The following is a 23,780-nucleotide window of genomic DNA, read 5'->3' as shown; positions in this document are numbered from 1 at the left end:
GACATGCCGAAAGTAGCTCTTTATAACCAAAGCGGTTCTCAAGTTGGCGAAATCGATCTGGCAGACAGCGTATTTGGGATTGAGCCTAACAGCGCAGTTCTGTACGATGCGATCGTGATGCAACAAGCATCCCAACGCCAAGGTACACATGATGTAAAGAACCGTTCTGAAGTACGTGGTGGTGGCCGCAAGCCATGGCGCCAAAAAGGTACAGGACGTGCACGCCAAGGTTCCATTCGCTCTCCGCAATGGAAAGGTGGCGGTGTTGTATTCGGTCCAACTCCGCGCAAATACGGTTACAAACTGAACCGTAAAGTTCGCCGTTTGGCACTGAAATCCGCACTCTCCGCAAAAGTACAAAGCAATGAAATTTTGGTTTTGGAAGCTCTGAACATTGCAGCTCCTAAAACTAAAGAAATGACAGTTGTTCTGAACAACTTGAAAGCTGATCGCAAAGTTCTGATCGTTACTTCCGAGTACGACCAAAACGTAGCTCTTGCTTCCCGCAATATTCCAGGTGCAAAAATCGTAGATGCTGCTGGCATTAACGTTCTTGATCTGGTAGCGCATGACAAAGTAATCGTGACGAAAGAAGCGATTGCGAAAGTAGAGGAGGTGCTCGCCTAATGAAGAGCCTTCATGATGTCCTTAAACGCCCTGTCATTACCGAGCGCACCACTGATATGATGGCTGAGAAAAAGTACGTATTCGAAGTACCTCTCAAAGCCAACAAGACAGAAATCAAACAAGCAGTTGAAAAAGTATTTGGCGTAAAAGTAGAAGCAGTTAACACAGTTCGTGTACCTGCTAAACCAAAACGCTACGGAAAATACTCCGGTTACACATCCGAGTGGAAGAAAGCAATCGTTAAGCTGACTGATGACAGCAAAGAATTGGCCTTCTACGAGGGAGTATAACCTCGACGACTACCGAAAAGGAGGGTATTAACATGGGTATCAAAAAGTTTAAACCGACTTCTCCTGGTCGTCGCCAAATGACGGTTTCTACTTTCGAGGAGATCACCACGTCGACTCCCGAAAAATCCTTGTTGGCGCCTCTCAGCAAAAAAGCTGGTCGCAACAACCAAGGTAGAATTACCGTTCGTCATCAAGGTGGCGGTCACAAACGTAAATACCGTATTATCGACTTCAAACGTAACAAAGATGGTATCATTGGTCGCGTAGCAACCATTGAATACGATCCAAACCGTTCCGCTAACATCGCGCTGATCAACTATGCAGACGGTGAAAAGCGTTACATTATCGCTCCACAAAACCTGAAAGTGGGCGACCAGATTGTATCCGGAGCAGATGCCGACATCAAAATCGGTAACGCACTGCCAATGGAGAAAATCCCGGTAGGTACAACCATCCACAACATCGAGCTGAAACCTGGTAAAGGCGGCCAATTGGTTCGCGCTGCTGGTACTTCTGCTCAATTGCTTGGTCGTGATGGTGAATTCGTAATCGTACGCCTGTCTTCCGGTGAAACACGCCGCATTCATAACGTTTGCCGTGCTACTATCGGTCAAGTAGGTAACCAAGATCACGAATTGTTGAACATCGGTAAAGCAGGACGTTCCCGCTGGTTGGGTATTCGCCCGACAGTTCGCGGTAGCGTAATGAACCCTAACGATCACCCACACGGTGGTGGTGAAGGTCGCGCTCCAATCGGTCGTAAGGCTCCTGTTACTCCTTGGGGTAAACCAACCCTGGGTCTCAAGACTCGTAAGAAGAAGAACAAGTCCGACCAGTACATCATCCGCCGCCGTAAAAAGTAAGGTAGGCTGATACTATAACCGAACGCCTTTGGCGAAGGGAGGTTCACTAATGGGACGTAGCTTAAAAAAGGGTCCTTTCGTGGATGACCACTTGATGAAAAAAGTTGACGAGCAAAATGAAAAGAACGAGAAACGCGTGATCAAAACATGGTCTCGCCGTTCCACCATCTTCCCTGATTTCGTAGGACACACGTTTGCAGTTTACGATGGCCGCAAACATGTACCTGTATACGTATCGGAAGACATGGTTGGTCATAAATTGGGTGAATTCGCACCAACTCGTACCTTCAAGGGTCACGTCGACAACGACAAGAAGTCCAAGAAGCGCTAATTTTCTCTTGACAGAGAGGAGGTACAAAGATGGAAGCAAAAGCAGTTGCACGCAATATTCGTATCGCGTCTCGTAAAGTCCGCCTCGTGGCTGACTTGATCAGAGGCAAGCAAGTAGGTGAAGCTTTGGCGATCTTGAAACACACGCCAAAGGCATCTTCTCCAGTTGTTGAAAAGCTCCTGAAGTCGGCTATTGCAAACGCTGAGCACAACTATGAGCTGGATCCAAATAGCCTGGTAGTTGGCAAAATCTTCGTAGACCAAGGTCCTACGTTGAAGCGTTTCCGTCCGCGCGCTATGGGTCGCGCTAGCCGCATCCATAAACGCACGAGCCACATCACAGTGGTACTAAACGAGAAATAAGGAGGGATTACGTGTGGGTCAAAAGGTAAGCCCGGTAGGTCTTCGGATCGGTGTCATTCGTGACTGGGAGTCCAAATGGTACGCTGACAAGGACTTCGCAACTCTGTTGCACGAAGACTTGAAAATCCGTAAGTATGTAAAAGGGCGTCTGAAAGATGCTGCTGTATCCACGATCGAAATCGAACGCGCAGCTAATCGCGTGAACGTTACGATTCACACCGCTAAGCCTGGTATGGTAATTGGTAAAGGTGGTTCAGAGGTTGAAACTCTGCGCAAAACTTTGACCGAACTGACTGGCAAACGCGTTCATATCAACATCAACGAAGTAAAACGTCCGGATCTGGATGCTACTCTGGTAGCTGAAAATATTGCACGCCAATTGGAAAACCGCATTTCTTTCCGCCGTGCGCAAAAGCAATCGATCACTCGTTCGCTGCGCTCAGGTGCTAAAGGTATCAAAACCTTGGTAAGCGGTCGTCTTGGCGGCGCGGACATCGCACGTTCTGAAGGTTACAGCGAAGGTACTGTTCCGCTTCACACATTGCGCGCTGACATCGACTACGGTACTGCTGAAGCACATACCACTTATGGTCGCATCGGTGTTAAAGTGTGGATCTATCGTGGAGAAGTCCTTCCAGCGAGAAAGAACGTCGCTACTGAGGAAGGAGGCAAGTAATCATGTTGACGCCAAAACGCGTGAAACACCGTAAACAACACCGCGGGAAAATGGCAGGTAACGCAAAAGGCGGTACCACTGTTGCGTTCGGTGAATACGGATTGCAAGCAATGGAACCATCTTGGGTAACCAACCGTCAAATCGAGGCTGCCCGTATTGCAATGACCCGTTACATTAAACGTGGTGGTAAAGTCTGGATTAAAATTTTCCCTGACAAACCAGTTACACAAAAACCGCTCGAAGTACGGATGGGTTCCGGTAAAGGTTCTCCTGAGAAATGGGTAGCGGTAGTGAAGCCAGGCAAGATCATGTTTGAACTTGCTGGTGTTCCTGAAGAAGTCGCTCGCGAAGCTATGCGTCTGGCTATGCACAAACTGCCTATCAAGTGCAAGTTCGTGAAGCGTGAAGAAGTGGGTGGTGACGCACATGAAGGCTAATGAGTACCGTAATTTGACCACTGCCGAGCTAGAACAAAACGTTACTTCTTTGAAAGAAGAGTTGTTCAACCTTCGTTTCCAGTTGGCTACGGGTCAACTCGAAACCACATCTCGTATCAAACAAGTGCGTAAGGATATTGCTCGTGCGAAAACCGTCCTGCGCCAGAGAGAATTGGGAATCGGCTAATTATAGGAAGGAGGTTTGAACGATGACCGCAGATCGCAATATGCGTCGAACCGTTGTAGGTCGCGTCGTTTCCGACAAGATGGATAAAACCATTGTTGTTCTTGTTGAAACTTACAAGACACACCCATTGTACGGTAAACGCATGAAATTCTCCAAAAAGTTCAAGGCTCACGATGAGAACAACGCAGCAAAAGTTGGCGACATCGTAGAAATCATGGAAACTCGTCCATTGTCTAAAGACAAGCGTTTCCGTATGGTACGTATCGTTGAAGAGGCAGTAATCGTATAAGTCAGATTTTCGGATAGATAAATCCGAAAGGAGGAACAGTAAATGATCCAAACTCAAACGAGATTGGCTGTTGCTGACAACTCCGGTGCTAAGGAACTCATGTGCATCAAGGTTCTGGGTGGTTCCGGTCGCAAAACGGCGAACATCGGGGATGTTATCGTGTGCTCCGTAAAATCCGCTACACCCGGCGGCGTTGTCAAGAAAGGTCAAGTAGTTAAAGCGGTTGTAGTACGCACAGCAAGTGGCGTTCGTCGTAACGATGGTTCTTACATCAAGTTCGATGAGAATGCAGCTGTAGTTATCAAAGACGATCAATCCCCTCGTGGTACTCGTATCTTTGGACCTGTGGCTCGTGAGCTCCGCGATAAGGATTTCATGAAGATCATCTCTCTGGCTCCAGAGGTTATCTAATTGAACGGCAAAACTCAGGCAGTTTGTTCGATAGGAGGTGCACCAAGCGATGCACGTTAAAAAAGGCGACACTGTTATCGTAAATGCGGGCAAAGATAAAGGCAAAAAAGGTCGCGTTCTCGCTGCTTATCCGAAGAAAGAACGCGTTCTGGTTGAAGGTATCAACCTCGTGAAGAAACACAGCCGTCCGTCCCAAGCTAACCCGCAAGGTGGCATTGTGACTCAAGAAGCAGCTATTCACGTATCCAACGTATCTTTGATCGATCCGAAGTCCGGAAAAGCTACTCGCATCGGTTACAAAGTATTGGATAGCGGCAAGAAAGTTCGGTACGCGAAAAAGTCTGGCGAAGTACTCGACAAGTAGTCAGGTTGGAAAGGAGGATATCCTAAATGGCAACAAGATTGAAAGAAAAGTATACGAGCGAAATCGTGCCTGGTTTGATGAGCAAGTTCAACTACACTTCCATCATGCAAGTGCCGAAAGTAGAAAAGATCATCATCAATATGGGTGTTGGCGAAGCGGTAGCTAACGCTAAGTCCTTGGATACTGCAATTGAAGACCTGCAAATCATCGCTGGTCAAAAGCCTGTAGTAACAAAGGCTAAGAAATCCATCGCGGGTTTCAAATTGCGTGAAGGTATGCCAATCGGCGCGAAGGTTACCCTGCGTGGCGAGCGTATGTACCACTTCCTCGACAAATTGATGAACGTATCTCTCCCGCGTGTTCGTGACTTCCGTGGAATTTCTTCCAAGGCTTTTGACGGTCGCGGTAACTACACACTTGGTCTGAAGGAACAATTGATCTTCCCTGAGATCGAGTACGATAAAATTGATAAAGTTCGCGGTATGGACATCGTTATTGTTACTTCCGCGAAAACGGATGAGGAAGCTCGTGAGTTGCTGACTCAAATGGGTATGCCATTCCGTAAATAAACCCACTCGTAAGGAGGGAAGAATGTGGCAAAGAAATCAATGATCATCAAGCAACAGCGGCAGCCGAAGTTTGCAGTACGCGCGTACACTCGTTGCGAGCGTTGCGGACGTCCTCACTCCGTATTGCGCAAATTCAAACTCTGCCGTATTTGCTTCCGTGAACTTGCTTATAAAGGTCAAATTCCAGGCGTGAAAAAAGCAAGCTGGTAATTTGAAACGGGAAGGAGGTTTTCTCTCATGGTTATGACTGATCCAATCGCAGATATGTTGACACGAATTCGTAACGCCAACATGGTTCGCCACGAGAAAGTGGAAATCCCGGCGTCCACCATCAAGAAGGAAATCGCGCGCATTCTGAAAGAAGAAGGCTTCATCCGCGATGCGGAGTTTGTTGAAGACAACAAACAAGGAATCATCCGCGTATTCCTGAAATATGGTGCGAGCAACGAGCGCGTCATCACAGGTCTGAAACGTATCTCCAAGCCAGGACTTCGTGTTTATGCAAAGAACAATGAAGTACCTAAGGTTTTGGGTGGTCTCGGTTGCGCGATCATCTCTACATCCACTGGTGTAATGACTGACAAGCAAGCTCGTCAAGCACACGTTGGTGGAGAGGTTCTCGCATACATTTGGTAATTAATAGATTGTAAATAGCACAGGAGGTGCACCACATGTCTCGTGTCGGTAGAAAACCGATCGTGGTACCTGCAGGCGTTACCCTCACTCTGAACGGAACTGAGCTGACGGTAAAAGGCCCTAAGGGTCAACTCGTTCGTAGCTTCCATGAAGATATCAAAATCAACATCGCTGAAAACGAAGTAGTAGTAGAGCGTCCAAGCGATAACAAACTTCACCGTTCCCTGCATGGTACGACTCGTGCGCTGGTTGCCAACATGGTAAATGGCGTATCTGAAGGCTTCACTCGTACCCTGGAATTGGTCGGTGTAGGTTACCGTGCTGCCAAAACTGGCAACGGCGTTACTCTCTCTCTTGGTTTCTCCCACCCAGTGGAAGTTACTCCAGAAGAGGGTATCGAAATCGACGTACCTAACCAAACGACTCTGATTGTTAAAGGTATCAACAAAGAGCGTGTAGGCCAAGTTGCTGCTGAGATTCGTTCCCTGCGCAAACCTGAGCCATACAAAGGTAAAGGTATTCGTTACAACAACGAAGTGGTTCGTCGTAAAGAAGGTAAAAAAGGTAAATAAGCTTCTAGCTTCATGAGAAAGGAGGCCGCTTAATGTTTACGAAAGCTGATAAAAACAAAGCTCGGAAAAAACGTCATCTGCGAATCCGCAAACGCGTGATTGGTTCAACCATTCGCCCGCGTCTGAACGTATTCCGTTCTTCTAAGCACATCTACGCTCAATTGATCGACGATGCAACAGGCGCAACATTGGTATCTGCATCTTCTTTGGATAAAGAGCTGGGCCTGAAAAATGGCACTAACGTGGAAGCTGCTACAGCTGTTGGCACACTGATCGCTAAGCGTGCACAAGAAAAAGGTGCGACTGAAGTGATTTTTGACCGCGGTGGTTACATCTATCATGGACGTATTAAAGCACTGGCAGAAGCAGCTCGTGAAGCTGGTCTGCAATTCTAACAACAAGGAGGGTAAGGAATGCGTATCGACCCTAGCAAATTAGAGCTCGAAGAAAAAGTAGTCGCAGTTAACCGTGTAGCTAAGACGGTTAAAGGTGGACGTCGCATGAGCTTCAGCGCCTTGGTTGTTGTGGGAGACCGTAACGGCCACGTAGGTGCTGGTATGGGTAAAGCTCAAGAAGTTCCAGACGCCATTCGCAAAGCGATTGACGATGCTAAGAAAAAATTGATTCGTGTACCGATGAGAGGGACAACTGTCCCACACCAAGTACTGTGCCAATTTGGCGCAGGTAAGGTTCTCATCAAGCCTGCTGCCCCTGGTACAGGAGTTATCGCTGGTGGACCTGTTCGTGCCGTACTCGAACTGGCTGGTGTAGGCGATATTTTGAGTAAGTCTCTTGGTTCCAACAATCCTATCAACATGGTCAACGCTACGCTGGAAGGCCTCGGTCGTCTGAAAACAGCGGAAGATGTCGCGAAATTGCGCGGTAAGACTGTTGACGAGTTGTTGGGTTAATAAGGAGGGAATGAAAATGGCAAAATTGCAAATCACCCTCAAACGCAGCTTGATTGGTCGCACTGTTGACCAACAAGACACTGTAAAAGCTCTGGGTCTTCGCAAAATCAACTCCACTGTAGTGAAGGAAGATAACGCTGCAATCCGTGGAATGGTTTTCAAAGTGAAGCACTTGGTTGAAGTGAAAGAAGTAGAAGCTTAATTGATCATCTCAATTAGTTAGGAGGTGCAACGTATGAAATTGCATGAACTGCAACCTGCAGAAGGATCCCGTCACACTCGTAAGCGCATCGGTCGCGGTATTGGTAGCGGTACTGGCAAAACTGCTGGTAAAGGTCACAAAGGTCAAAACGCTCGTTCTGGTGGCGGTGTTCGCCCTGGTTTCGAGGGTGGTCAAAACCCATTGTACCGTCGTCTGCCTAAGCGTGGTTTCACTAACATCAGCCGCAAAGAATTTGCGATTGTTAGCTTGGACGCGCTGAACCGTTTCGAAGAGGGCACTGTAGTAACACCTGAACTGTTGAAAGAAACTGGTGTTATCAGTGCGCTGCGCGATGGTGTTAAGGTTCTTGCTAACGGTGAACTGACTGTGAAGCTGACTGTAAAAGCTCACAAGTTCTCCGGAGCTGCTGCTGAGAAGATCGCTCAAGTCGGTGGAACAACCGAGGTGATCTAATGTTAGCGTCCTTAACTAACATTTTTAAGATTAGCGACTTGCGTAGTAAGATCCTTTTTACGCTCATGATGCTGGTTGTTTTCCGGATCGGAAGCTTCGTGCCAGTTCCTAACGTAAACGTCGAGTTGTTTCAGCAGAACACAAACCAATTACTGGGCTTGTTGAACACCTTCTCTGGTGGAGCACTGCAAAACTTCTCGATTTTTGCCATGGGTATCATGCCGTACATTACGGCATCGATTATCATGCAGCTGATGTCCATGGATGTTGTGCCTAAGCTTACGCAATGGGCTCGTGAAGGGGAAGTTGGCCGTCGCAAGATTGCTACCGTTACCCGTTACGCTACCATCATCCTTGGTTTGATTCAGTCTGTAGGGATGACGATTGGATTCAACAATATGGCGCCTGGATTGCTAAACGACACGTCGGTTAGTAGCTATGCACTCATTGCGTTGACTTTGACAGCTGGGACCGCATTCATGATGTGGATGGGGGAACAGATTACGGAGAAGGGTATCGGTAACGGGATTTCGATCCTGATCGTTGCCGGGATCGTTGCTGGATTGCCTAATGCAGCTGCGACGATTTACACCACGATGTTTGGTGATCCATCTGTAAACATCTTTTTCAGCATCGTCAAAGTTCTGCTTATCCTATTGGTGGTCCTCGCCATTATTGTCGGGGTTATCTTTATGCAGCAAGGTCTTCGTAAGATTCCAGTGCAATATGCGAAACGAGTGGTTGGACGCAAAATGTACGGTGGTCAATCTACCCACATTCCACTGAAAATCAACTCTGCTGGTGTTATTCCTGTTATCTTTGCGGTATCGCTGGTAATGTTCCCGTCAACAATTGCTCAGTTCTGGGTGGATGCATCTGGACAAGGATTTGCCAACTGGATTTATGAGAACTTCCAAGTCAACAAACCATTAGGAATGACGCTCTACGCTATCTTGATTCTCGGATTCACCTACTTCTACACATTCGTACAGATCAATCCTGTACAAATGGCAGAGAACATGAGAAAAAATGGCGGTTACATTCCTGGTATCCGACCTGGTAAAAACACTGAGGTATTCATTACTCGTACGTTAAACCGGTTAACATTGGCGGGCGCTTTGTTCCTTATGACAATTGCCATTTTGCCATTCTTCTTCGGTAGTATTGCAAACTTGCCGCAATCCATTTTCATCGGCGGTACATCGCTCTTGATCGTGGTCGGGGTATGCTTGGATACAATGAAGCAGATTGAAAGTCAGATGATCAAACGCCACTACCAAGGGTTTATCAAGTAATGACTTAGATGTTTACAGAAAAGCTTCTGCTTTTTGATGGGACGGAGGGAATGGACTTGAATATAATTCTGATGGGACTGCCTGGAGCCGGTAAAGGGACACAGGCAGAACGTATCGTAAAAGAGTTTGACATTCCGCACATTTCGACTGGCGACATGTTCCGAGCTGCGGTCAAAAATGAAACGCCGCTCGGACTAGAGGCTAAATCCTACATGGATAAAGGTCATCTCGTCCCAGACGAGGTCGTCATTGGTATTGTGCGGGAGCGCCTTTCGATGGAAGACTGCGCAAAGGGATTCCTCTTAGATGGTTTTCCGCGCACAGTTCCTCAGGCGGAAGCGTTGACAGCTACCGTAAAAGAGCTGGGACGCGAAATTGACCATGTAATTAACATCAACGTTCAACGCGAGCAATTGATTGAACGTCTGACCGGTCGCTGGATCTGCCCTGTTTGTGGTGCTAGCTATCACACGATGTTCAATCCTCCAAAAGAGGCTGACGTATGTGATAAAGACGGTGGTAAGCTGTATCAGCGTGAAGACGACAAGATCGAAGTGGTAACACAACGTCTTGACGTGAATATCGCGCAAACACAGCCACTTATCGACTACTACTCCGCACAGGAGCTTCTGCGAGATATCGATGGAGAACAAGATATCCAGGTAGTGTTTGCGGAAATTAAGTCTTTGTTGCGAGGGTAATTGCGAATGATTATCCTAAAGTCGAAAGCAGAACTTGAGGTTATGCGCGAAGCTGGTCGTATCGTCGCACTCACCCATCAAGAACTGGCCAAGGCGATCAAGCCTGGTGTCACGACGAAGCAGCTAGACGAAATTGCCGAGACCTTTATTCGAAGCATGGGAGCAATTCCATCGTTTAAAGGCTATGGTGGCTTTCCAGGAAGTATCTGTGCTTCAGTCAATGAAGAACTCGTACACGGGATCCCAGGTAAACGGGCGTTGCAAGAAGGAGACATTATCAGTATCGACATTGGTGCCCAGTTTCAGGGTTACCATGGCGACTCCGCTTGGACGTATCCGGTCGGTAAGATTTCAACAGAAAACCAGAATCTGCTCAGAGTAACGGAAGAGTCGTTGTACAAGGGGCTTGAAAAAGCTGTTCCGGGTGGACGCTTATCTGATATCTCTCATGCAATTCAGGTTCATGCAGAAGCTGCCGGCTTCACACTCGTTCGCGAGTATGTGGGGCATGGGATCGGGCAAAACTTGCACGAAGATCCACAGGTTCCTAATTACGGCCCTCCTGATCGAGGACCGCGGTTAAAACCAGGCATGGTGTTGGCTATTGAGCCAATGGTAAATGCCGGCGAACGTTATGTCCGCACATTGGAGGACAATTGGACGGTAGTAACAGTGGATCGGAAAACTTGTGCTCATTTTGAACACACCATCGCGATTACGGAAGATGGCTATGAGATTTTTACACGGACATAAAAACGGTAGTTCCGAATGCTTCGGGATTGTCGTCCAACGTGTCGACGATAAGTTCGTTGTGTGATCATTTCGCAAAACTCATGGTCCGACTGAAGAGCAGAAGAAAGGAGAGTTTACCATGGCAAAAGATGATGTAATTGAGGTGGAAGGTACGGTAATCGAACCTTTGCCAAATGCTATGTTTCGAGTAGAATTAGAGAATGGACATAAAGTCCTCGCTCACGTCTCTGGAAAAATCCGCATGCACTTTATCCGTATCCTGCCGGGGGATAAAGTAACTGTTGAACTGTCGCCGTACGACTTAACCCGCGGACGTATTACGTACCGCTATAAATAGTTAGTAAAACCCCTAGAAAAGGGAGGCAAGAACCATGAAAGTGAGACCTTCGGTTAAACCGATCTGCGAGAAATGCAAGGTTATCCGTCGCAAAGGTAACGTAATGGTTATTTGTGAAAATCCGAAGCATAAGCAAAAACAAGGGTAAACAAGGAGGTGCTTTTGACACATGGCACGTATTGCAGGCGTAGACTTGCCGCGCGAAAAACGCGTTGAAGTTGCTCTTACCTACATTTTTGGTATTGGCCGCCCCACGTCTCAAAAAATTCTGTCCGCCGCTGGCGTAGACATGAACACTCGTGTTCGCGATCTGACAGAAGACGAAGTGAACAAACTTCGTGAGTACATCGATAAAACTGTGAAGGTGGAAGGTGACCTCCGTCGTGAGATCTCCCTCAACATCAAGCGTCTGATGGAAATCGGTTGCTTCCGTGGCATCCGTCATCGTCGTGGACTTCCAGTTCGCGGTCAACGTTCTAAAACAAATGCTCGTACGCGTAAAGGTCCACGCCGTACAGTAGCAAACAAGAAGAAGTAAAGGAGGGTAATCTGACATGGCGAAAAGAAAACAAGCTACAGCAACTCGTACCCGTCGTCGTGACCGTAAGAATGTTGAAGTCGGCGTAGCACACATCCGTTCTACTTTCAACAATACGATCGTCACTATCACGGATCCACACGGTAACGCGATCTCTTGGTCCAGTGCTGGTTCCCTCGGCTTCAAAGGCTCCCGTAAAAGCACTCCATTTGCTGCGCAAATGGCTGCTGAATCGGCTGCACGCGTTGCTATGGAACACGGTATGCGTTCCCTTGAAGTATCAGTAAAAGGCCCAGGTGCTGGTCGTGAAGCTGCGATCCGTTCCCTGCAAGCTACTGGTCTTGAAGTGAACATGATTAAAGACGTGACGCCAATTCCGCATAACGGTTGCCGTCCACCAAAACGTCGCCGCGTGTAACTGGTTTATATCGTTCAGAACATGTCCATACTAGAATGGTAAATTCTGATTTATAGCTTGTCATGCACGCAAACGGTAAACCGCCGGGGAAATTCCTGAGTGGGCACGTATGCGGCCCACCCCAGGATTTCGACGTTTTGAAGGAGGGTTTGTTTAATGATAGAAATAGAAAAACCAAAAATCGAGGTTGTGGAAGTTAGCGACGACAACTCGTATGGAAAGTTTGTTGTAGAACCTCTAGAGCGCGGATACGGAACTACCCTTGGCAACTCGCTGAGACGAATTCTTCTTTCGTCCTTGCCAGGCGCGGCAGTTCGTACTGTTCAAATCGATGGGGTTCTTCACGAATTCTCCACGATTGAAGGCGTCGTTGAAGATGTAACCGAGATCATCCTGAACATCAAAGGCTTGGCGCTGAAGATCCATTCCGATGAAGAAAAAGTAATCGAGATCGATGCAGAAGGCGAAGGCGTTGTCAAAGCGGGAGATATCCGTGCTGACAGTGATGTGGAGGTCTTAAACCCTGATCTTCATATTGCAACGTTGGCCAATGGCGGTCGTCTGCATATCCGCATGACAGCTGGACGTGGTCGTGGTTATGTTCAATCTGACGGAAACAAATCTGAGGATCTGCCTATTGGTGTGATTCCGATTGATTCCATCTACACGCCAATCAAGCGCGTTAACTATCAAGTGGAAAATACCCGTGTAGGGCAAATGACCAACTATGATAAGTTGACACTTGAGGTTTGGACTAACGGTAGCATCAGTCCGGAAGAAGCCGTGAGTCTCGGCGCTAAAATCATGACGGAGCACCTGAACCTGTTTGTCGGTCTGACTGACGAGGCGAAGGACGCAGAAATCATGGTAGAGAAGGAAGAGGACAAGAAAGAGAAAGTCTTGGAGATGACTATCGAAGAGCTGGATCTTTCTGTTCGTTCCTACAACTGCTTGAAGCGTGCCGGTATTAATACCGTGCAAGAGCTGACGCAGAAGACCGAAGAGGACATGATGAAGGTACGCAATCTGGGGCGCAAATCTCTTGAAGAAGTTCAAGAAAAGTTAGCTGAACTGGGCCTGTCCCTGCGCAGCGACGATTAGAATAGCAAACCAAGAAGCAAACTTTTGTTCTCTCGATTAAGAGGGAGGTAAACCACATGGCACAACGTAAATTGGGTCGTCGTAGCTCAGCTCGTAAAGCGCTGTTCCGCGACTTGGTAACAGACCTGATCATCAACGAGCGTATCGAAACTACAGAGATGAAGGCGAAAGAACTGCGCCCAATCGCTGAAAAAATCATCACGCTCGCGAAACGTGGCGATCTGCATGCTCGCCGTCAAGTTGCTGCTTTCGTTCGCAAAGAAGTTGCGAATGCAGAAGGCCGCGATGCAGTTCAAAAACTGTTCGATGAAATCGCTCCTCGCTTCAAAGAGCGCAACGGTGGATACACACGTATCCTGAAAACCGGCCCTCGCCGTGGCGACGCTGCTCCAATGGCGTACATCGAATTCGTTTAATACATGTAACAGGTCATTTACTCAGACTTTGGTCGAGTAGATTACCGCGAAAAGGGTGGGGGCAGATCTGGTCATAGGCTGGACTCTGATTCAACCCTTTTTTCCTTTCTCATCGAAATCCTGCTAGTCAGTTCCCTGTGAAGGCTGGGGAGGTTGTGAATGCCTCATGAATGAAGATAACCTGCTGGCATTGCGAGATGTTTCATATACCTACGATGGTGAGGATGGCCAACGGGTCCCTGTATTACAAGATGTTGACCTTACCATTCAAAAGGGTTCCTTTGTATCCATATTGGGTCACAACGGTTCCGGTAAGTCAACGATGGCAAAGCTGATGAATGCGTTGCTGCTCCCTGAGGACGGTACTGTACTCATCAGTGGAATGGATACGAAAAATGGTGAGATGCTTTGGGAGATTCGACGACATGTTGGCATGGTCTTTCAGAACCCGGACAATCAGATTGTTGGGGCTACAGTGGAAGATGATGTCGCCTTTGGCCTAGAAAACATGGGTGTGGACCCCAAAGAGATGCGAGATCGTATTGATGAAGCGCTCGTTTCCGTAGGGATGGAGTCTTATTTACAGGCACAACCACATCGTCTGTCTGGTGGGCAAAAGCAGCGAGTGGCAATCGCAGGGATTATGGCGATGCGTCCTTCTGTCATCATCTTGGATGAAGCGACTGCCATGCTTGATCCACAAGGGAGAATGGAAGTGCTGAATCTGGCTCGTCAACTGAACCGTAACGAGGGACTCACGATCATTAACATTACTCATTTTCCGGAAGAAGCCATCTATTCAGATAAGGTCATCGTCATGAATGCGGGTGAAGTCCTGATGGAGGGTCAGCCGAGTGAAGTGTTTAATGAGGTAGATCGATTGAAACAGGTGGGACTGGATGTACCATTTGCCGTTCGACTGCGACACGCACTTCATTCCAAAGGGATTGATTTACCGTTTGTCCTGCATCAAGAGGAGCTGGTGGAGCACGTATGCAAATTACTTTTGACCAAGTAAGCCACATCTACGCAAAGGGAACACCGTTCGAACGAGTTGCCTTACACAATATTTCGCTGACGATTCCATCCGGTTCGTTTGTCGGAATTATTGGCCACACGGGCTCGGGTAAGTCAACGCTTATTCAGCACTTGAACGGGTTGCTGATGCCTAGTACAGGGCAGATTACCCTGGGTGATGCGGTCATTACTCCAAAGCGGCGATTATCCCATTCTCAAAGGCGCGATATTGGGCTCGTCTTTCAATATCCTGAACATCAGTTGTTTGAAGAAACGGTTGCCAAGGATGTTGCTTTTGGACCGCTCAACTTTGACTTGCCAACGGAAATGGCGGAAGTGCGCGTAAAGGAGTCCCTTGAAATTGTCGGCCTGGATTATGCCACGATCAAGGATCGCTCGCCGTTTCATTTGAGTGGCGGGCAAATGCGACGTGTTGCTTTGGCTGGTGTTCTTGCCATGCAGCCGAAGGTTCTGGTATTGGATGAACCAACTGCGGGTCTTGATCCTGCGGGACGAGTAACGATTCTGGAAGGGATCTACCGGATTCATCGGGAACAAAACCTCACGACACTATTGGTAACGCACAGCATGGAAGAGGCAGCCCGCTATGCAGACTATTTGCTTGTGATGGCGCAAGGTCAAGTAGCTTTGCAGGGCAAGCCGGAGGAAGTATTCATGCAAGTGGATCGGCTCCGAGAGCTGTCTTTGGATGTACCGGAAACGGTTGCTCTCGTATCGCATATGAATCAAATGCTGCCGGACAAGGCTAGTCTGCCGAGCTCCCTTTATCGGGAGGAAGAGCTGATTGCCCATCTGCTGGAACGACTGTCCGTACCAAAGGAGGGCTAGGCATGCTGCAGAATATCGCAATTGGTCAATACGTACCAGGGCAATCTTTTTTACATCGTGCAGATCCGCGAAGCAAGCTTCTCTTCATCATTCTTTTTGCTACCCTGATTTTTCTGGCTAACAATACGATTACGTACGCCATACTCATTGGTTTTACCTTGTATGCTGCACTTCTTTCTAGGCTTTCATTGTCCTATATATTAAACAGCTTAAAGCCAGTCTGGATCCTGATTTTATTTACCGTCGTCTTGCATATCTTCATCACGAAAGGCGGAACGGTCTACTTTCAGTGGGGATGGTTTACAGTAGAAGAACAGGGGGTTCGCCAAGCGATCTTCATTTCTTTGCGCTTGGGACTTTTGATTCTCATTAGTTCCTTGCTAACACTGACAACCTCTCCAATCGATTTGACGGAAGGTTTGGAGCGTTTACTAGGACCACTAGGGAAGATCGGGATACCGGTTCATGATATAGCCCTGATGATGTCAATTGCACTCCGGTTCATTCCGACCCTGATGGAAGAAACGGATAAAATCATCAAGGCGCAGACCGCCAGAGGGGCCAATTTCACCAGTGGAAGTCTCGTGCGCAGAGCCAAGAACCTGATTCCGATCGCCATCCCATTGTTCGTCAGTGCGTTTCGGCGTGCAGAAGAGCTGGCTTTGGCGATGGAAGCACGTGGCTATCGCGGGGGAGTGGGAAGAACGCGGCTGAATAAGCTGACGTTTACCTGGCGTGATGTAGTTGTAGCTGTTGCGAGTGTGATCTTGGTAATCGTGATTGGATGGTGGCGTACATGAAGCGACTGCGATGTGTATTGGCATATGATGGGACTGACTTCAGCGGTTTTCAGGTACAGCCAGATCAAGTAACGGTCCAGGGTGAAATTGAGGCTGCATTGAAGAGGGTTACCGGAGAGGATATCCAAGTCTTCGGTTCAGGCCGGACAGATGCGGGTGTTCATGCGCGTGGTCAAGTGATTCATTTTGACACGTCGAGCAACATTCCGATGGATAAGTGGCGGTTTGTGTTGAACAATCAGTTACCTGATTCTATTGTCATTCGGACAGTCGAAGAGGTCGATGCCTCTTTTCATGCGCGTTTTGACGTGCAAGTAAAAGAATATCGATATTGCATCGACAACAATCCGGTGGCAGATGTATTTCGACATCGTTACGCCGATCATGTCCGGTTTCCGTTAGATGTGGACGCGATGCAGCAGGCTGCTCATTATTTGGTGGGTGAACATGATTTTACTTCCTTTTGCTCGGCAAAGACATACGTCGAGGACAAGGTTCGGACTGTGTACGGGCTCACCGTGGAAAAAAGCGGAGACGAGGTATGGGTGACATGTCGAGGCAACGGTTTTTTGTACAACATGGTTCGAATTATTGTGGGGACTTTGGTTGAAGTAGGGCAAGGAAAAAGAAAACCTGCTGAACTGAGGGAGATCCTCGCCGCATGTGATCGGGAAAAGGCAGGTAAGACAGCACCAGCCAAGGGTCTGACCATGTGGGAAGTTGTCTACTAGTTTTCTAATTTCCAACTATTAGACGAACGAGCAGCACTTGACTATAAGGCGTCTATGTAGTACGATATTCCTTGGTATTTTAACCCCGCCTAGCCCCACTCTAGCCCCGGGATTGAAAGACAAGATCGTGATTACATGGAACACCTGGAAGAGTTGCTCACCCGTAACAGCAATTATCTTCCATTGCAAGTTTCGGTTGTTTTGGTTATAAGTAGATGGATATGTGTTAGGTAAGATATTTAGGAGGGACAAAAATGCGTACCACATATATGGCGAAACCGCTCGAAGTTGAGCGCAAATGGTACATCGTTGACGCTGAAGGCCAAACGCTGGGTCGTCTGGCGAGCGAAGTAGCTTCTATCCTGCGCGGAAAATTGAAACCAGAATTCACTCCTCACGTTGACGCTGGCGATTTCGTAATCGTACTCAACGCTGACAAAGTGAAATTGACTGGTAACAAACTGAATGACAAAATTTACTACACTCACTCCCTGTATCCAGGTGGTTTGAAAAAGACCACTGCTGGCGCAATGCTGAACAAGAGACCAGATCGTATGTTCGAACTGGCGGTAAAAGGCATGCTGCCTAAAAACAGCCTGGGACGTCAAATGTTCACCAAGCTGAAAGTATACGCTGGAACTGAGCATCCACACGCAGCACAAAAACCAGAAGTTTGGCAAATTCGCGGTTAAGGTAAAGGGAGGAAATATACGTGGCACAAGTACAATACTACGGTACAGGTCGTCGTAAGCACTCCGTAGCACGCGTTCGCCTGGTTCCAGGTGAAGGTCGCATCGTGATCAACAAGCGTGAAATGGATACTTACTTTGGTTTGGAAACACTGAAATTGATCGTAAAACAACCACTCGTTCTGACTGAAACTCTTGGTCGTTACGATGTATTGGTTAACGTAAACGGCGGCGGAACCACTGGTCAAGCTGGTGCAATCCGTCACGGCGTTGCTCGCGCTCTGCTGAAAGCAGATCCGGAACTGCGCGGCGCTCTGAAACGCGCTGGCTTCCTGACTCGCGATCCTCGTATGAAAGAGCGTAAGAAATACGGCTTGAAAGCAGCTCGTCGCGCACCTCAATTCTCCAAGCGCTAATTGCTGTTCGATACAAACCCCTTGTCTGTTCGCAGGCAGGGGGTTTTTCCTTTTCATAAACGGGTATATTTGTCCATGTTTGTCCATATGATGGAACGAGAATGGGACAAAGGGGACGATACACTGTGACACGAAAAGGAGTAGGCTGGATATTGGCTTTTGCAGTACTCATGCTGTTGTTCACCTACGAATCACCGGATCGCTCTTCCTGGCAGGCATGGTCGCTACCGCTGACGGGAACGGTCATAGCCATTGACCCAGGGCATGGGGGAAAAGATGGGGGTGCTGTTTCCAAAGCCGGGGATGTGGTTGAAAAAGAAGTGACGTTGGCCATTAGCATGTATTTGAGGGATTTCCTTCAGCAGTCTGGAGCTTTTGTCGTCATGACCAGGGAAGAAGACAAGGATTTAGCTAGTCCGGATGCAGATCAGGCACGTAAACGAAAATCGGAGGATATTAGAAACCGGGTGAAGCTGGTCAATGATAGTACACCAGATTTTTTGGTTAGCATCCATGTCAATTCCATCCCTTCTCCGAAATGGTCGGGAGCGCAGACATTTTACTCTCCCACCTTCAAAAAGAGTGAAGAAGTTTCGTATCTGATACAAGATGAAATCAAACGAGTAATCGGTCATACAGATCGGGTTCCGAGTAAGACGAACAATGTGTTCTTGATTCGGGAGGTTAACTGCCCGGCCGTTTTGGTCGAAGTAGGCTTTGTCAGCAATACGGAGGAGGCAAAGCGACTTCAGAGCGTTGAATACCAAAAGGCTATGGCGAATGCCATATATCAGGGGATATTGCGTCAGTATTCGGGAGAAAAAGTGCCAATTACACCTTGAGAGGGCGGTGGTCGTGTCCCGACCGCCCGAATATGCTATAATGAACGCGCATACGCTCTTTTTATACTGGCATGAAAATGTTTCTAAAGATCATAGATGAGGTGAACCAGTATGTTGACCAGAGAACAGGTTCTCGAAGCATTACGCGATGTAAAAGACCCTGAAATTAATCGTAGCTTGGTCGAGCTCAACATGATTCGGGATATCCAAATTGAAGGCAAGACAGTAAGTCTCACGGTCGTTCTGACGATTTCGGGCTGTCCGCTCAAAGCCAAGATCGAGGACGATGTCATCTCAGCTGTAAAAGCGCTGGGAGCCGAAGAGGTACGCCTGCAATTCGGTTCGATGACAGATGAGGAACGCGCGGCTCTGTCTGCCCAGCTTCGCAATAACCAAGGTGGGCAAACACATAACATGACACCGGGACAAGCTCCCCTCTTGAACCCGATCTTGGCGAAGGATTCGAATACGACCTTTATCGCGGTCACTTCCGGAAAAGGTGGCGTCGGAAAATCGACAGTGACAGTGAACCTGGCTGTTGCCCTCGCGCGTTTAGGAAAAAAAGTGGGTATTATCGACGCAGACATTTACGGCTTTAGTGTGCCCGATATGATGAATATTGAACAACGTCCAACTGTGATTGGTGAAACCATTCTGCCTGTTGAAAAGCAAAACGTAAAGGTTATGTCCATGGGCTTTTTTGTGGAGGATAACTCTCCGATCATTTGGCGTGGCCCTATGTTGGGTAAAATGCTGCGTAACTTTTTCACGGAAGTGCACTGGGGTGAAGAATTGGATTACCTCTTGTTGGACTTGCCACCAGGAACGGGAGATATGGCCCTCGACGTGCATACCATGATTCCGCAAAGCATGGAGATTGTGGTAACGACTCCTCATGCTACTGCAGCGTTTGTAGCAGCCCGTGCAGGCGCTATGGCAAAACGGACCGGTCATGAAATCCTCGGTATTGTGGAAAATATGGCGTGGTACGAAGCAAAGGATGGTTCGAAAGAGTACGTATTCGGACGTGGTGGAGGAGCTAAGCTTGCCGAGACATTGACATGTGAGCTGCTCGCTCAAATTCCGCTGGGCCAACCGGAAAATCATCCATCTGAACCTGATTATTCCCCATCCATCTATGGAGAAAAGACGGAAATTGGTCAGTTGTACATCGATATGGCCAAACGTGTCATAGAAAAATGCGGGGAAGCTGTCAAACAATAATATCCGAGAAGATGAAAAAGGTGGGCTCTGCAATAGAGCTCACCTTTGTATTTTAGGAAGAAGGATTGCCGCCGCCGGAACCTCCTTCGCCACCTTCTTTTCCCTTTCCTTTTTTCTTCGACTTCAGTTCCTTGGGTTTTGTCATGTCCTCGGATACTTTGGTCATGATCTTCATGAGTTCAGCCTGGAATAATGGGCTCTGCAAGGAATCCTTCATCACTTGCATGGTTTGTTGACGATAAGCAGAGCTTTTCATCAGGTCCATCAAATTTTTCTCAAACTCAGGGTCTTTCATTACGCTTATGAGCTCTTTCTGGTATTCAGGGTCCTTCATCAGGTCCTTCATTAGCGTTTTTTGCTCGTTTTTCATGGATTTAGCCATGGCGCTTGCGAACTTGGGGTCCTTAAACGCTTCTTTGATGTGCGTGCTATTAGGATTCGTCATGCTTTGAATCAAAGTTGTCCGCACTGTCGACTCGTCCAGCAGCAGGCTTTGTTTGAACTTGTCATCCTTCATCATTTTACCTACAGATTGCTTCGCTTCGTCCGTCTGCAATATGTCCAGCACCATGTCTTTGACGCTTTTATAATCAGGCTGAGACGAACTTTGCGCTTGTCCGCCACCCCCGCAACTGGTGAGCACCAGACAGACAAGAGCGGTTAACCAAAAAGACATTGTCTTCTTTCTCATGGGGTGGACACCTCCTTCTTTACTCTGCCTACAAGTAACGTGTGCATTTTGTTTTGTTCTTACGCTAGTATTTTCTTGTATCCATTGGTACAATCATATTCGATGTGGATGGGAGGGAATACTTGGTGAGTTTGCGTAAGTATGGCTGGCTTTTTATTACCACGCTCTTGCTTGGGGGATTAGGTGGAATCCTGGTTGCCCTTGTTTTTGATTTGGACAAGCTGTTAGAAGGCGGTACAGGTAACTTTTTTGTTGGCTTGTTCATGTATTTATTGTACGGAATGACCATTAGTATTGTGGCGCAGATGGGCTTTTTTGCGTATATGACAATTAATTATTTCGCCAAAACGATATTTAAAACGGCTTCCATGTGGAAAAGCGTCCAAGTATTTCTTATTTTGTTTGTCTTTTTCGATATGATTTATCTTCGCTATACATCCTTCGGTGAAGGAAAAGGATTTGGCCCGTACCTTATTGAGCCAACGCTATTATTGATTGTTGCGCTTGTTACCGCATATGGAAAAGTGAGTCTGACCAATAAATCTGCATGGATACCGACGACGTTCTTTATGTTTGTTGTCACGGCACTGGAATGGATTCCAGCTTTGAAGGAAGATAATGTGCGTGCAACACTGTCCATGCTCGTTCCACTATTGTTTTGTAACGTCTGGCAAGTCATGCAATTGCATCGCCTGGTAAAAAGAGAAAGCTGACCCAATGAAGGTCAGCTTTTTGTTTTAGTGAATTTCTTTGCTGTCTACACTGGTACCCGAAATGAGTTCAGATACCGTAACGAATTCATATCCATTCTTGCGAAGTTGATCAATGATCACAGGGAGGGCAAGATGTGTATCTTTCGCAGAATCGCTCGCATGCATCAGGATGATGTCTCCTGGATGAGCTTTCGACAATACATTATTGATGATCAGATCTGTTCCCGGGTTGGTCCAATCTTTTGAGTCCGTATCCCATTGGATGACTGTATAACCCATGCGATTTGCGATTTCCAGCACTCGTTTGTCAAAATCACCATTTGGCATCCGAATGAGCGCTGGTTTTTTGCCAGTCATTTCGGTAAGAATGGAGTCGGCTTTGGCCATTTGGGAGCGAATCTCTTCATCGGAGTATTTGGTGTAGTTATCGTGCTTGTGACCGTGTGAACCAATTTCTAAGCCATCTTCTTTGATTCGTTTCAAGACGTCCGGATGTCGTTGGCTCCAAGGGGAGGAGAGGAAAAAGGTAGCTTTGTTAACCTTTTTTTCTTTCAACACATCCAAGATGGGTAATGCTCGTGTCTCACCCCAGCTAATATCAAAGGTCAGGGCGATTTTCTTTTCTTTGGTGTCGACCTTATAAATAGCTTGGGGGGCTTGCGCGCTGGCACCTTCAGCAAAGGCAGCAATGGAATCGCGTTCCGCATAACCAATTCCAGCTGTGAGTACGATGGCCGCGACGATAATTAAGATTTGCTTTAATCGTTTCGCGCTGATCACGTAAATGAATTTCATGGATAAGCACCTCCTTTGTCCGATAACAGTTTATGCAGGGAAGACAAGGATATTCTTTGGCCTGTTGGCTATTGTTGAGGTACAATGCATATAGTGAAATAAGAGGCAGTAAAGGGGTGTGGTGCATGGGCAATCGATTGCGGCATTTATGGCTTGATAACCGAAAATTTTTCTTCGCCGCATGCTTATTATTTTTGGGTGGCGCCTTGATTGGTTATTTTCAAGCACCGCTTGTCGAAGATATGGTCGATAAAATGATGGGCCAATTAAAGGAAATTGCTGAACGGATAAAAGATAATGGCGGCGGGCCTTTAGCGGTATTCTGGATGATTTTTTCCAATAATGTCTTTAGTGCATTGATGATGATGGCGCTGGGAATATTGTTTGCATTCTTTCCTATAATTGGATTGCTCACAAATGGAGTGCTGCTTGGATTTATCCTTTTCAAATACAGTGCGGCGGGAGTAAGCCCATGGCTTATTTTTAGTGCAGGTATTTTACCGCATGGAATATTTGAGCTTCCAGCTATCCTGTTTGCAGCGGGAATTGGTATTCGTTTAGGAGTACTGAGTTTACGGTCTGTGGGAGTTCTGGTCCAACCGCACAAGCTGGCACGATTGAAAAATGACTGGTACGATACACTCAAGCAATTTCCAATAGCGGTTCTTACTGTGGTCGTTTTGTTATTCGTCGCTGCCATTGTGGAGAGCACGATTACGCCAACCATTATCAAGGAAACAGTGGGCCCACAACTGCAGCAATTGAACTTACTGAAATAATTCAGATTTGCGAACAAATTGAAGCCTTCCTAAACGGGGGCTTTTTATTTTGAATAGGGCTGAATTTTGATGGAAAGGATAAAGGAGAGACTCGTAAGGCGGAGGGCGATATCGTTGCTAGGGTTTTTGTTCAATACGAAAGAAGTGCAGGAACTAGAATACTTGTTAAAACGTGAGCTGGAAGAGATGCTCCTTGATTTTAGCGATAAACGAATTGATCATCTAGTGAAGCGGGCCATGGAGGAGAGATACTCCATTATGTTTCGTATGTATGCAAGAATCGCCTCTCCTAATGAGTTATCCAAGTATGTCAGACGCAGAAAACTCGGGGAGGAACACTATACTTAAAAACTTTTTCAAAAAACCTATTGACTCAAATATAGGTAACATGATAGATTAATTCTTGTCCTTAAGACGCCATCACAAATAACGATGAACATTGAGGACAGGAAATTGCTCTTTGAAAACTGAACA

The 23,780-nt window shown here is 47.2% G+C and carries 41 protein-coding genes; 39 read left to right on the top strand and 2 right to left on the bottom strand.

Translation table 11 applies throughout. The annotated features are described in order from the left end of the window. Positions 1-3: 3 nt before the first annotated feature. From rplD to C7R93_RS24495, 36 genes are all read left to right on the top strand, one after another. Positions 4-627: a 50S ribosomal protein L4 gene (rplD, locus tag C7R93_RS24670; protein WP_007716242.1), complete on the top strand. Its 624-nt coding sequence runs from the start codon at positions 4-6 to the stop codon at positions 625-627. Beyond that, positions 627-917, top strand: a complete 291-nt coding sequence (gene rplW / locus C7R93_RS24665) for a 50S ribosomal protein L23 (RefSeq protein ID WP_007716243.1) — start codon at positions 627-629, stop codon at positions 915-917. The genes rplD and rplW overlap by 1 nt, the downstream gene beginning before the upstream one ends. Positions 918-949: 32 nt before the next feature. Next, positions 950-1,780 carry a 50S ribosomal protein L2 gene (gene rplB / locus C7R93_RS24660; RefSeq protein ID WP_007716245.1) on the top strand — a complete coding sequence of 277 codons (831 nt, stop codon included), beginning with the start codon at positions 950-952 and terminating at the stop codon, positions 1,778-1,780. Positions 1,781-1,829: 49 nt separating this feature from the next. Beyond that, positions 1,830-2,111 (top strand): 30S ribosomal protein S19, encoded by a 282-nt coding sequence (gene rpsS / locus C7R93_RS24655; RefSeq protein ID WP_007716246.1) that lies wholly within the window; start codon positions 1,830-1,832, stop codon positions 2,109-2,111. Positions 2,112-2,140: 29 nt separating this feature from the next. Beyond that, on the top strand, positions 2,141-2,473 hold the full coding sequence (rplV, locus tag C7R93_RS24650) for a 50S ribosomal protein L22 (RefSeq protein WP_106841282.1): 333 nt from the start codon (positions 2,141-2,143) through the stop codon (positions 2,471-2,473). Between the two features lie 13 nt (positions 2,474-2,486). Further along, on the top strand, positions 2,487-3,149 hold the full coding sequence (gene rpsC / locus C7R93_RS24645) for a 30S ribosomal protein S3 (protein ID WP_007716248.1): 663 nt from the start codon (positions 2,487-2,489) through the stop codon (positions 3,147-3,149). Between the two features lie 2 nt (positions 3,150-3,151). Further along, on the top strand, positions 3,152-3,586 hold the full coding sequence (rplP, locus tag C7R93_RS24640) for a 50S ribosomal protein L16 (protein ID WP_007716249.1): 435 nt from the start codon (positions 3,152-3,154) through the stop codon (positions 3,584-3,586). Next, the gene (rpmC, locus tag C7R93_RS24635; protein WP_007716250.1) at positions 3,576-3,773 is read left to right on the top strand and encodes a 50S ribosomal protein L29; all 198 of its coding nucleotides are present in this window, start codon (positions 3,576-3,578) and stop codon (positions 3,771-3,773) included. The genes rplP and rpmC overlap by 11 nt, the downstream gene beginning before the upstream one ends. A 22-nt stretch (positions 3,774-3,795) precedes the next feature. Next, on the top strand, positions 3,796-4,062 hold the full coding sequence (gene rpsQ, locus C7R93_RS24630; protein ID WP_007716251.1) for a 30S ribosomal protein S17: 267 nt from the start codon (positions 3,796-3,798) through the stop codon (positions 4,060-4,062). Between the two features lie 42 nt (positions 4,063-4,104). Next, complete coding sequence (rplN, locus tag C7R93_RS24625; RefSeq protein WP_017247050.1) at positions 4,105-4,473, top strand: 50S ribosomal protein L14; 369 nt, start codon at positions 4,105-4,107, stop codon at positions 4,471-4,473. Between the two features lie 49 nt (positions 4,474-4,522). Continuing rightward, a complete protein-coding gene (rplX, locus tag C7R93_RS24620) occupies positions 4,523-4,837 on the top strand; it encodes a 50S ribosomal protein L24 (RefSeq protein ID WP_017247051.1) in 315 nt (104 codons plus the stop codon). A 26-nt stretch (positions 4,838-4,863) separates the two neighbouring features. Beyond that, on the top strand, positions 4,864-5,406 hold the full coding sequence (rplE, locus tag C7R93_RS24615; protein WP_007716254.1) for a 50S ribosomal protein L5: 543 nt from the start codon (positions 4,864-4,866) through the stop codon (positions 5,404-5,406). Between the two features lie 24 nt (positions 5,407-5,430). Further along, positions 5,431-5,616 (top strand): type Z 30S ribosomal protein S14, encoded by a 186-nt coding sequence (locus C7R93_RS24610; protein WP_005828830.1) that lies wholly within the window; start codon positions 5,431-5,433, stop codon positions 5,614-5,616. A 27-nt stretch (positions 5,617-5,643) separates the two neighbouring features. Beyond that, complete coding sequence (gene rpsH / locus C7R93_RS24605; protein ID WP_007716262.1) at positions 5,644-6,042, top strand: 30S ribosomal protein S8; 399 nt, start codon at positions 5,644-5,646, stop codon at positions 6,040-6,042. 35 nt (positions 6,043-6,077) lie between these two features. Next, on the top strand, positions 6,078-6,614 hold the full coding sequence (gene rplF / locus C7R93_RS24600) for a 50S ribosomal protein L6 (protein WP_007716264.1): 537 nt from the start codon (positions 6,078-6,080) through the stop codon (positions 6,612-6,614). 32 nt (positions 6,615-6,646) lie between these two features. Next, positions 6,647-7,009: a 50S ribosomal protein L18 gene (rplR, locus tag C7R93_RS24595; RefSeq protein ID WP_106841281.1), complete on the top strand. Its 363-nt coding sequence runs from the start codon at positions 6,647-6,649 to the stop codon at positions 7,007-7,009. Positions 7,010-7,027: 18 nt separating this feature from the next. After that, a complete protein-coding gene (gene rpsE / locus C7R93_RS24590) occupies positions 7,028-7,525 on the top strand; it encodes a 30S ribosomal protein S5 (protein WP_007716268.1) in 498 nt (165 codons plus the stop codon). 16 nt (positions 7,526-7,541) lie between these two features. After that, positions 7,542-7,727, top strand: a complete 186-nt coding sequence (rpmD, locus tag C7R93_RS24585) for a 50S ribosomal protein L30 (protein ID WP_007716270.1) — start codon at positions 7,542-7,544, stop codon at positions 7,725-7,727. Between the two features lie 33 nt (positions 7,728-7,760). Beyond that, positions 7,761-8,201: a 50S ribosomal protein L15 gene (gene rplO, locus C7R93_RS24580; RefSeq protein ID WP_007716272.1), complete on the top strand. Its 441-nt coding sequence runs from the start codon at positions 7,761-7,763 to the stop codon at positions 8,199-8,201. Next, positions 8,201-9,496, top strand: a complete 1,296-nt coding sequence (gene secY / locus C7R93_RS24575) for a preprotein translocase subunit SecY (RefSeq protein WP_106841280.1) — start codon at positions 8,201-8,203, stop codon at positions 9,494-9,496. The genes rplO and secY overlap by 1 nt, the downstream gene beginning before the upstream one ends. 56 nt (positions 9,497-9,552) lie before the next feature. After that, on the top strand, positions 9,553-10,197 hold the full coding sequence (locus C7R93_RS24570; protein ID WP_106841309.1) for an adenylate kinase: 645 nt from the start codon (positions 9,553-9,555) through the stop codon (positions 10,195-10,197). 6 nt (positions 10,198-10,203) lie between these two features. Then, on the top strand, positions 10,204-10,950 hold the full coding sequence (map, locus tag C7R93_RS24565) for a type I methionyl aminopeptidase (RefSeq protein WP_106841279.1): 747 nt from the start codon (positions 10,204-10,206) through the stop codon (positions 10,948-10,950). Between the two features lie 118 nt (positions 10,951-11,068). Then, on the top strand, positions 11,069-11,287 hold the full coding sequence (infA, locus tag C7R93_RS24560; protein WP_003333772.1) for a translation initiation factor IF-1: 219 nt from the start codon (positions 11,069-11,071) through the stop codon (positions 11,285-11,287). 34 nt (positions 11,288-11,321) lie between these two features. Continuing rightward, the gene (gene rpmJ, locus C7R93_RS24555) at positions 11,322-11,435 is read left to right on the top strand and encodes a 50S ribosomal protein L36 (RefSeq protein ID WP_003333770.1); all 114 of its coding nucleotides are present in this window, start codon (positions 11,322-11,324) and stop codon (positions 11,433-11,435) included. A 21-nt stretch (positions 11,436-11,456) separates the two neighbouring features. Beyond that, complete coding sequence (rpsM, locus tag C7R93_RS24550; RefSeq protein WP_106841278.1) at positions 11,457-11,825, top strand: 30S ribosomal protein S13; 369 nt, start codon at positions 11,457-11,459, stop codon at positions 11,823-11,825. Positions 11,826-11,841: 16 nt separating this feature from the next. Continuing rightward, positions 11,842-12,243: a 30S ribosomal protein S11 gene (gene rpsK / locus C7R93_RS24545; RefSeq protein ID WP_106841277.1), complete on the top strand. Its 402-nt coding sequence runs from the start codon at positions 11,842-11,844 to the stop codon at positions 12,241-12,243. A gap of 156 nt (positions 12,244-12,399) precedes the next feature. Further along, positions 12,400-13,344 carry a DNA-directed RNA polymerase subunit alpha gene (locus C7R93_RS24540; RefSeq protein ID WP_017247057.1) on the top strand — a complete coding sequence of 315 codons (945 nt, stop codon included), beginning with the start codon at positions 12,400-12,402 and terminating at the stop codon, positions 13,342-13,344. Between the two features lie 56 nt (positions 13,345-13,400). After that, positions 13,401-13,760, top strand: a complete 360-nt coding sequence (gene rplQ / locus C7R93_RS24535; RefSeq protein WP_106841276.1) for a 50S ribosomal protein L17 — start codon at positions 13,401-13,403, stop codon at positions 13,758-13,760. A 166-nt stretch (positions 13,761-13,926) separates the two neighbouring features. Beyond that, the gene (locus tag C7R93_RS24530) at positions 13,927-14,778 is read left to right on the top strand and encodes an energy-coupling factor transporter ATPase (RefSeq protein WP_106841275.1); all 852 of its coding nucleotides are present in this window, start codon (positions 13,927-13,929) and stop codon (positions 14,776-14,778) included. Further along, positions 14,754-15,626 (top strand): energy-coupling factor transporter ATPase, encoded by an 873-nt coding sequence (locus C7R93_RS24525; RefSeq protein ID WP_106841274.1) that lies wholly within the window; start codon positions 14,754-14,756, stop codon positions 15,624-15,626. Before C7R93_RS24530 ends, C7R93_RS24525 begins: the two co-directional genes overlap by 25 nt. Before the next feature lie 2 nt (positions 15,627-15,628). Beyond that, positions 15,629-16,426: an energy-coupling factor transporter transmembrane component T family protein gene (locus tag C7R93_RS24520; RefSeq protein WP_106841273.1), complete on the top strand. Its 798-nt coding sequence runs from the start codon at positions 15,629-15,631 to the stop codon at positions 16,424-16,426. Then, the gene (gene truA / locus C7R93_RS24515) at positions 16,423-17,157 is read left to right on the top strand and encodes a tRNA pseudouridine(38-40) synthase TruA (RefSeq protein WP_106841272.1); all 735 of its coding nucleotides are present in this window, start codon (positions 16,423-16,425) and stop codon (positions 17,155-17,157) included. The genes C7R93_RS24520 and truA overlap by 4 nt, the downstream gene beginning before the upstream one ends. Positions 17,158-17,411: 254 nt before the next feature. Further along, the gene (gene rplM / locus C7R93_RS24510; RefSeq protein WP_007716295.1) at positions 17,412-17,849 is read left to right on the top strand and encodes a 50S ribosomal protein L13; all 438 of its coding nucleotides are present in this window, start codon (positions 17,412-17,414) and stop codon (positions 17,847-17,849) included. 20 nt (positions 17,850-17,869) lie between these two features. After that, complete coding sequence (gene rpsI, locus C7R93_RS24505) at positions 17,870-18,262, top strand: 30S ribosomal protein S9 (RefSeq protein WP_005828788.1); 393 nt, start codon at positions 17,870-17,872, stop codon at positions 18,260-18,262. Between the two features lie 125 nt (positions 18,263-18,387). Next, a complete protein-coding gene (gene cwlD, locus C7R93_RS24500) occupies positions 18,388-19,104 on the top strand; it encodes an N-acetylmuramoyl-L-alanine amidase CwlD (RefSeq protein ID WP_279629460.1) in 717 nt (238 codons plus the stop codon). A gap of 111 nt (positions 19,105-19,215) precedes the next feature. Beyond that, positions 19,216-20,328 carry a P-loop NTPase gene (locus tag C7R93_RS24495; RefSeq protein WP_106841270.1) on the top strand — a complete coding sequence of 371 codons (1,113 nt, stop codon included), beginning with the start codon at positions 19,216-19,218 and terminating at the stop codon, positions 20,326-20,328. Between the two features lie 52 nt (positions 20,329-20,380). On the opposite strand, the gene gerD is transcribed toward C7R93_RS24495, so the two are convergent. Further along, positions 20,381-21,019 (bottom strand): spore germination lipoprotein GerD, encoded by a 639-nt coding sequence (gene gerD, locus C7R93_RS24490; RefSeq protein WP_106841269.1) that lies wholly within the window; start codon positions 21,017-21,019, stop codon positions 20,381-20,383. A gap of 125 nt (positions 21,020-21,144) precedes the next feature. Here gerD and C7R93_RS24485 point away from each other — a divergent pair, with 125 nt between their 5' ends. After that, entirely contained in the window at positions 21,145-21,732 is a 588-nt protein-coding gene (locus tag C7R93_RS24485; RefSeq protein WP_106841268.1) for a KinB-signaling pathway activation protein, read from the top strand. A 24-nt stretch (positions 21,733-21,756) separates the two neighbouring features. Here C7R93_RS24485 and pdaB read toward each other — a convergent pair whose 3' ends face one another. Continuing rightward, positions 21,757-22,527 carry a polysaccharide deacetylase family sporulation protein PdaB gene (gene pdaB, locus C7R93_RS24480; RefSeq protein ID WP_106841267.1) on the bottom strand — a complete coding sequence of 257 codons (771 nt, stop codon included), beginning with the start codon at positions 22,525-22,527 and terminating at the stop codon, positions 21,757-21,759. 125 nt (positions 22,528-22,652) lie between these two features. On the opposite strand from pdaB, the gene C7R93_RS24475 reads away from it, so the two are divergent. Then, positions 22,653-23,306 carry a stage II sporulation protein M gene (locus C7R93_RS24475; protein ID WP_106841266.1) on the top strand — a complete coding sequence of 218 codons (654 nt, stop codon included), beginning with the start codon at positions 22,653-22,655 and terminating at the stop codon, positions 23,304-23,306. Positions 23,307-23,420: 114 nt separating this feature from the next. Continuing rightward, positions 23,421-23,654 (top strand): hypothetical protein, encoded by a 234-nt coding sequence (locus C7R93_RS24470; protein WP_012684012.1) that lies wholly within the window; start codon positions 23,421-23,423, stop codon positions 23,652-23,654. The last annotated feature ends 126 nt before the right edge of the window (positions 23,655-23,780 follow it).

It is taken from the genome of Brevibacillus fortis, assembly GCF_003013395.1.
Taxonomy (GTDB): domain Bacteria; phylum Bacillota; class Bacilli; order Brevibacillales; family Brevibacillaceae; genus Brevibacillus; species Brevibacillus fortis.
Note: the sequence above shows the minus strand (reverse complement) of the source record. Positions and strands in the feature narration are given on the sequence as shown.

Coding starts and splice junctions, on each gene's coding strand:
- rplD (WP_007716242.1), top strand. CDS start 4: ATGCCGAAAGTAGCTCTTTATAACCAAAGCGGTTCTCAAGTTGGCGAA.
- rplW (WP_007716243.1), top strand. CDS start 627: ATGAAGAGCCTTCATGATGTCCTTAAACGCCCTGTCATTACCGAGCGC.
- rplB (WP_007716245.1), top strand. CDS start 950: ATGGGTATCAAAAAGTTTAAACCGACTTCTCCTGGTCGTCGCCAAATG.
- rpsS (WP_007716246.1), top strand. CDS start 1,830: ATGGGACGTAGCTTAAAAAAGGGTCCTTTCGTGGATGACCACTTGATG.
- rplV (WP_106841282.1), top strand. CDS start 2,141: ATGGAAGCAAAAGCAGTTGCACGCAATATTCGTATCGCGTCTCGTAAA.
- rplP (WP_007716249.1), top strand. CDS start 3,152: ATGTTGACGCCAAAACGCGTGAAACACCGTAAACAACACCGCGGGAAA.
- rpmC (WP_007716250.1), top strand. CDS start 3,576: ATGAAGGCTAATGAGTACCGTAATTTGACCACTGCCGAGCTAGAACAA.
- rpsQ (WP_007716251.1), top strand. CDS start 3,796: ATGACCGCAGATCGCAATATGCGTCGAACCGTTGTAGGTCGCGTCGTT.
- rplN (WP_017247050.1), top strand. CDS start 4,105: ATGATCCAAACTCAAACGAGATTGGCTGTTGCTGACAACTCCGGTGCT.
- rplX (WP_017247051.1), top strand. CDS start 4,523: ATGCACGTTAAAAAAGGCGACACTGTTATCGTAAATGCGGGCAAAGAT.
- rplE (WP_007716254.1), top strand. CDS start 4,864: ATGGCAACAAGATTGAAAGAAAAGTATACGAGCGAAATCGTGCCTGGT.
- rpsH (WP_007716262.1), top strand. CDS start 5,644: ATGGTTATGACTGATCCAATCGCAGATATGTTGACACGAATTCGTAAC.
- rplF (WP_007716264.1), top strand. CDS start 6,078: ATGTCTCGTGTCGGTAGAAAACCGATCGTGGTACCTGCAGGCGTTACC.
- rplR (WP_106841281.1), top strand. CDS start 6,647: ATGTTTACGAAAGCTGATAAAAACAAAGCTCGGAAAAAACGTCATCTG.
- rpsE (WP_007716268.1), top strand. CDS start 7,028: ATGCGTATCGACCCTAGCAAATTAGAGCTCGAAGAAAAAGTAGTCGCA.
- rpmD (WP_007716270.1), top strand. CDS start 7,542: ATGGCAAAATTGCAAATCACCCTCAAACGCAGCTTGATTGGTCGCACT.
- rplO (WP_007716272.1), top strand. CDS start 7,761: ATGAAATTGCATGAACTGCAACCTGCAGAAGGATCCCGTCACACTCGT.
- secY (WP_106841280.1), top strand. CDS start 8,201: ATGTTAGCGTCCTTAACTAACATTTTTAAGATTAGCGACTTGCGTAGT.
- map (WP_106841279.1), top strand. CDS start 10,204: ATGATTATCCTAAAGTCGAAAGCAGAACTTGAGGTTATGCGCGAAGCT.
- infA (WP_003333772.1), top strand. CDS start 11,069: ATGGCAAAAGATGATGTAATTGAGGTGGAAGGTACGGTAATCGAACCT.
- rpmJ (WP_003333770.1), top strand. CDS start 11,322: ATGAAAGTGAGACCTTCGGTTAAACCGATCTGCGAGAAATGCAAGGTT.
- rpsM (WP_106841278.1), top strand. CDS start 11,457: ATGGCACGTATTGCAGGCGTAGACTTGCCGCGCGAAAAACGCGTTGAA.
- rpsK (WP_106841277.1), top strand. CDS start 11,842: ATGGCGAAAAGAAAACAAGCTACAGCAACTCGTACCCGTCGTCGTGAC.
- C7R93_RS24540 (WP_017247057.1), top strand. CDS start 12,400: ATGATAGAAATAGAAAAACCAAAAATCGAGGTTGTGGAAGTTAGCGAC.
- rplQ (WP_106841276.1), top strand. CDS start 13,401: ATGGCACAACGTAAATTGGGTCGTCGTAGCTCAGCTCGTAAAGCGCTG.
- C7R93_RS24530 (WP_106841275.1), top strand. CDS start 13,927: ATGAATGAAGATAACCTGCTGGCATTGCGAGATGTTTCATATACCTAC.
- C7R93_RS24525 (WP_106841274.1), top strand. CDS start 14,754: ATGCAAATTACTTTTGACCAAGTAAGCCACATCTACGCAAAGGGAACA.
- C7R93_RS24520 (WP_106841273.1), top strand. CDS start 15,629: ATGCTGCAGAATATCGCAATTGGTCAATACGTACCAGGGCAATCTTTT.
- truA (WP_106841272.1), top strand. CDS start 16,423: ATGAAGCGACTGCGATGTGTATTGGCATATGATGGGACTGACTTCAGC.
- rplM (WP_007716295.1), top strand. CDS start 17,412: ATGCGTACCACATATATGGCGAAACCGCTCGAAGTTGAGCGCAAATGG.
- C7R93_RS24495 (WP_106841270.1), top strand. CDS start 19,216: ATGTTGACCAGAGAACAGGTTCTCGAAGCATTACGCGATGTAAAAGAC.
- gerD (WP_106841269.1), bottom strand. CDS start 21,019: ATGAGAAAGAAGACAATGTCTTTTTGGTTAACCGCTCTTGTCTGTCTG.
- pdaB (WP_106841267.1), bottom strand. CDS start 22,527: ATGAAATTCATTTACGTGATCAGCGCGAAACGATTAAAGCAAATCTTA.
- C7R93_RS24475 (WP_106841266.1), top strand. CDS start 22,653: ATGGGCAATCGATTGCGGCATTTATGGCTTGATAACCGAAAATTTTTC.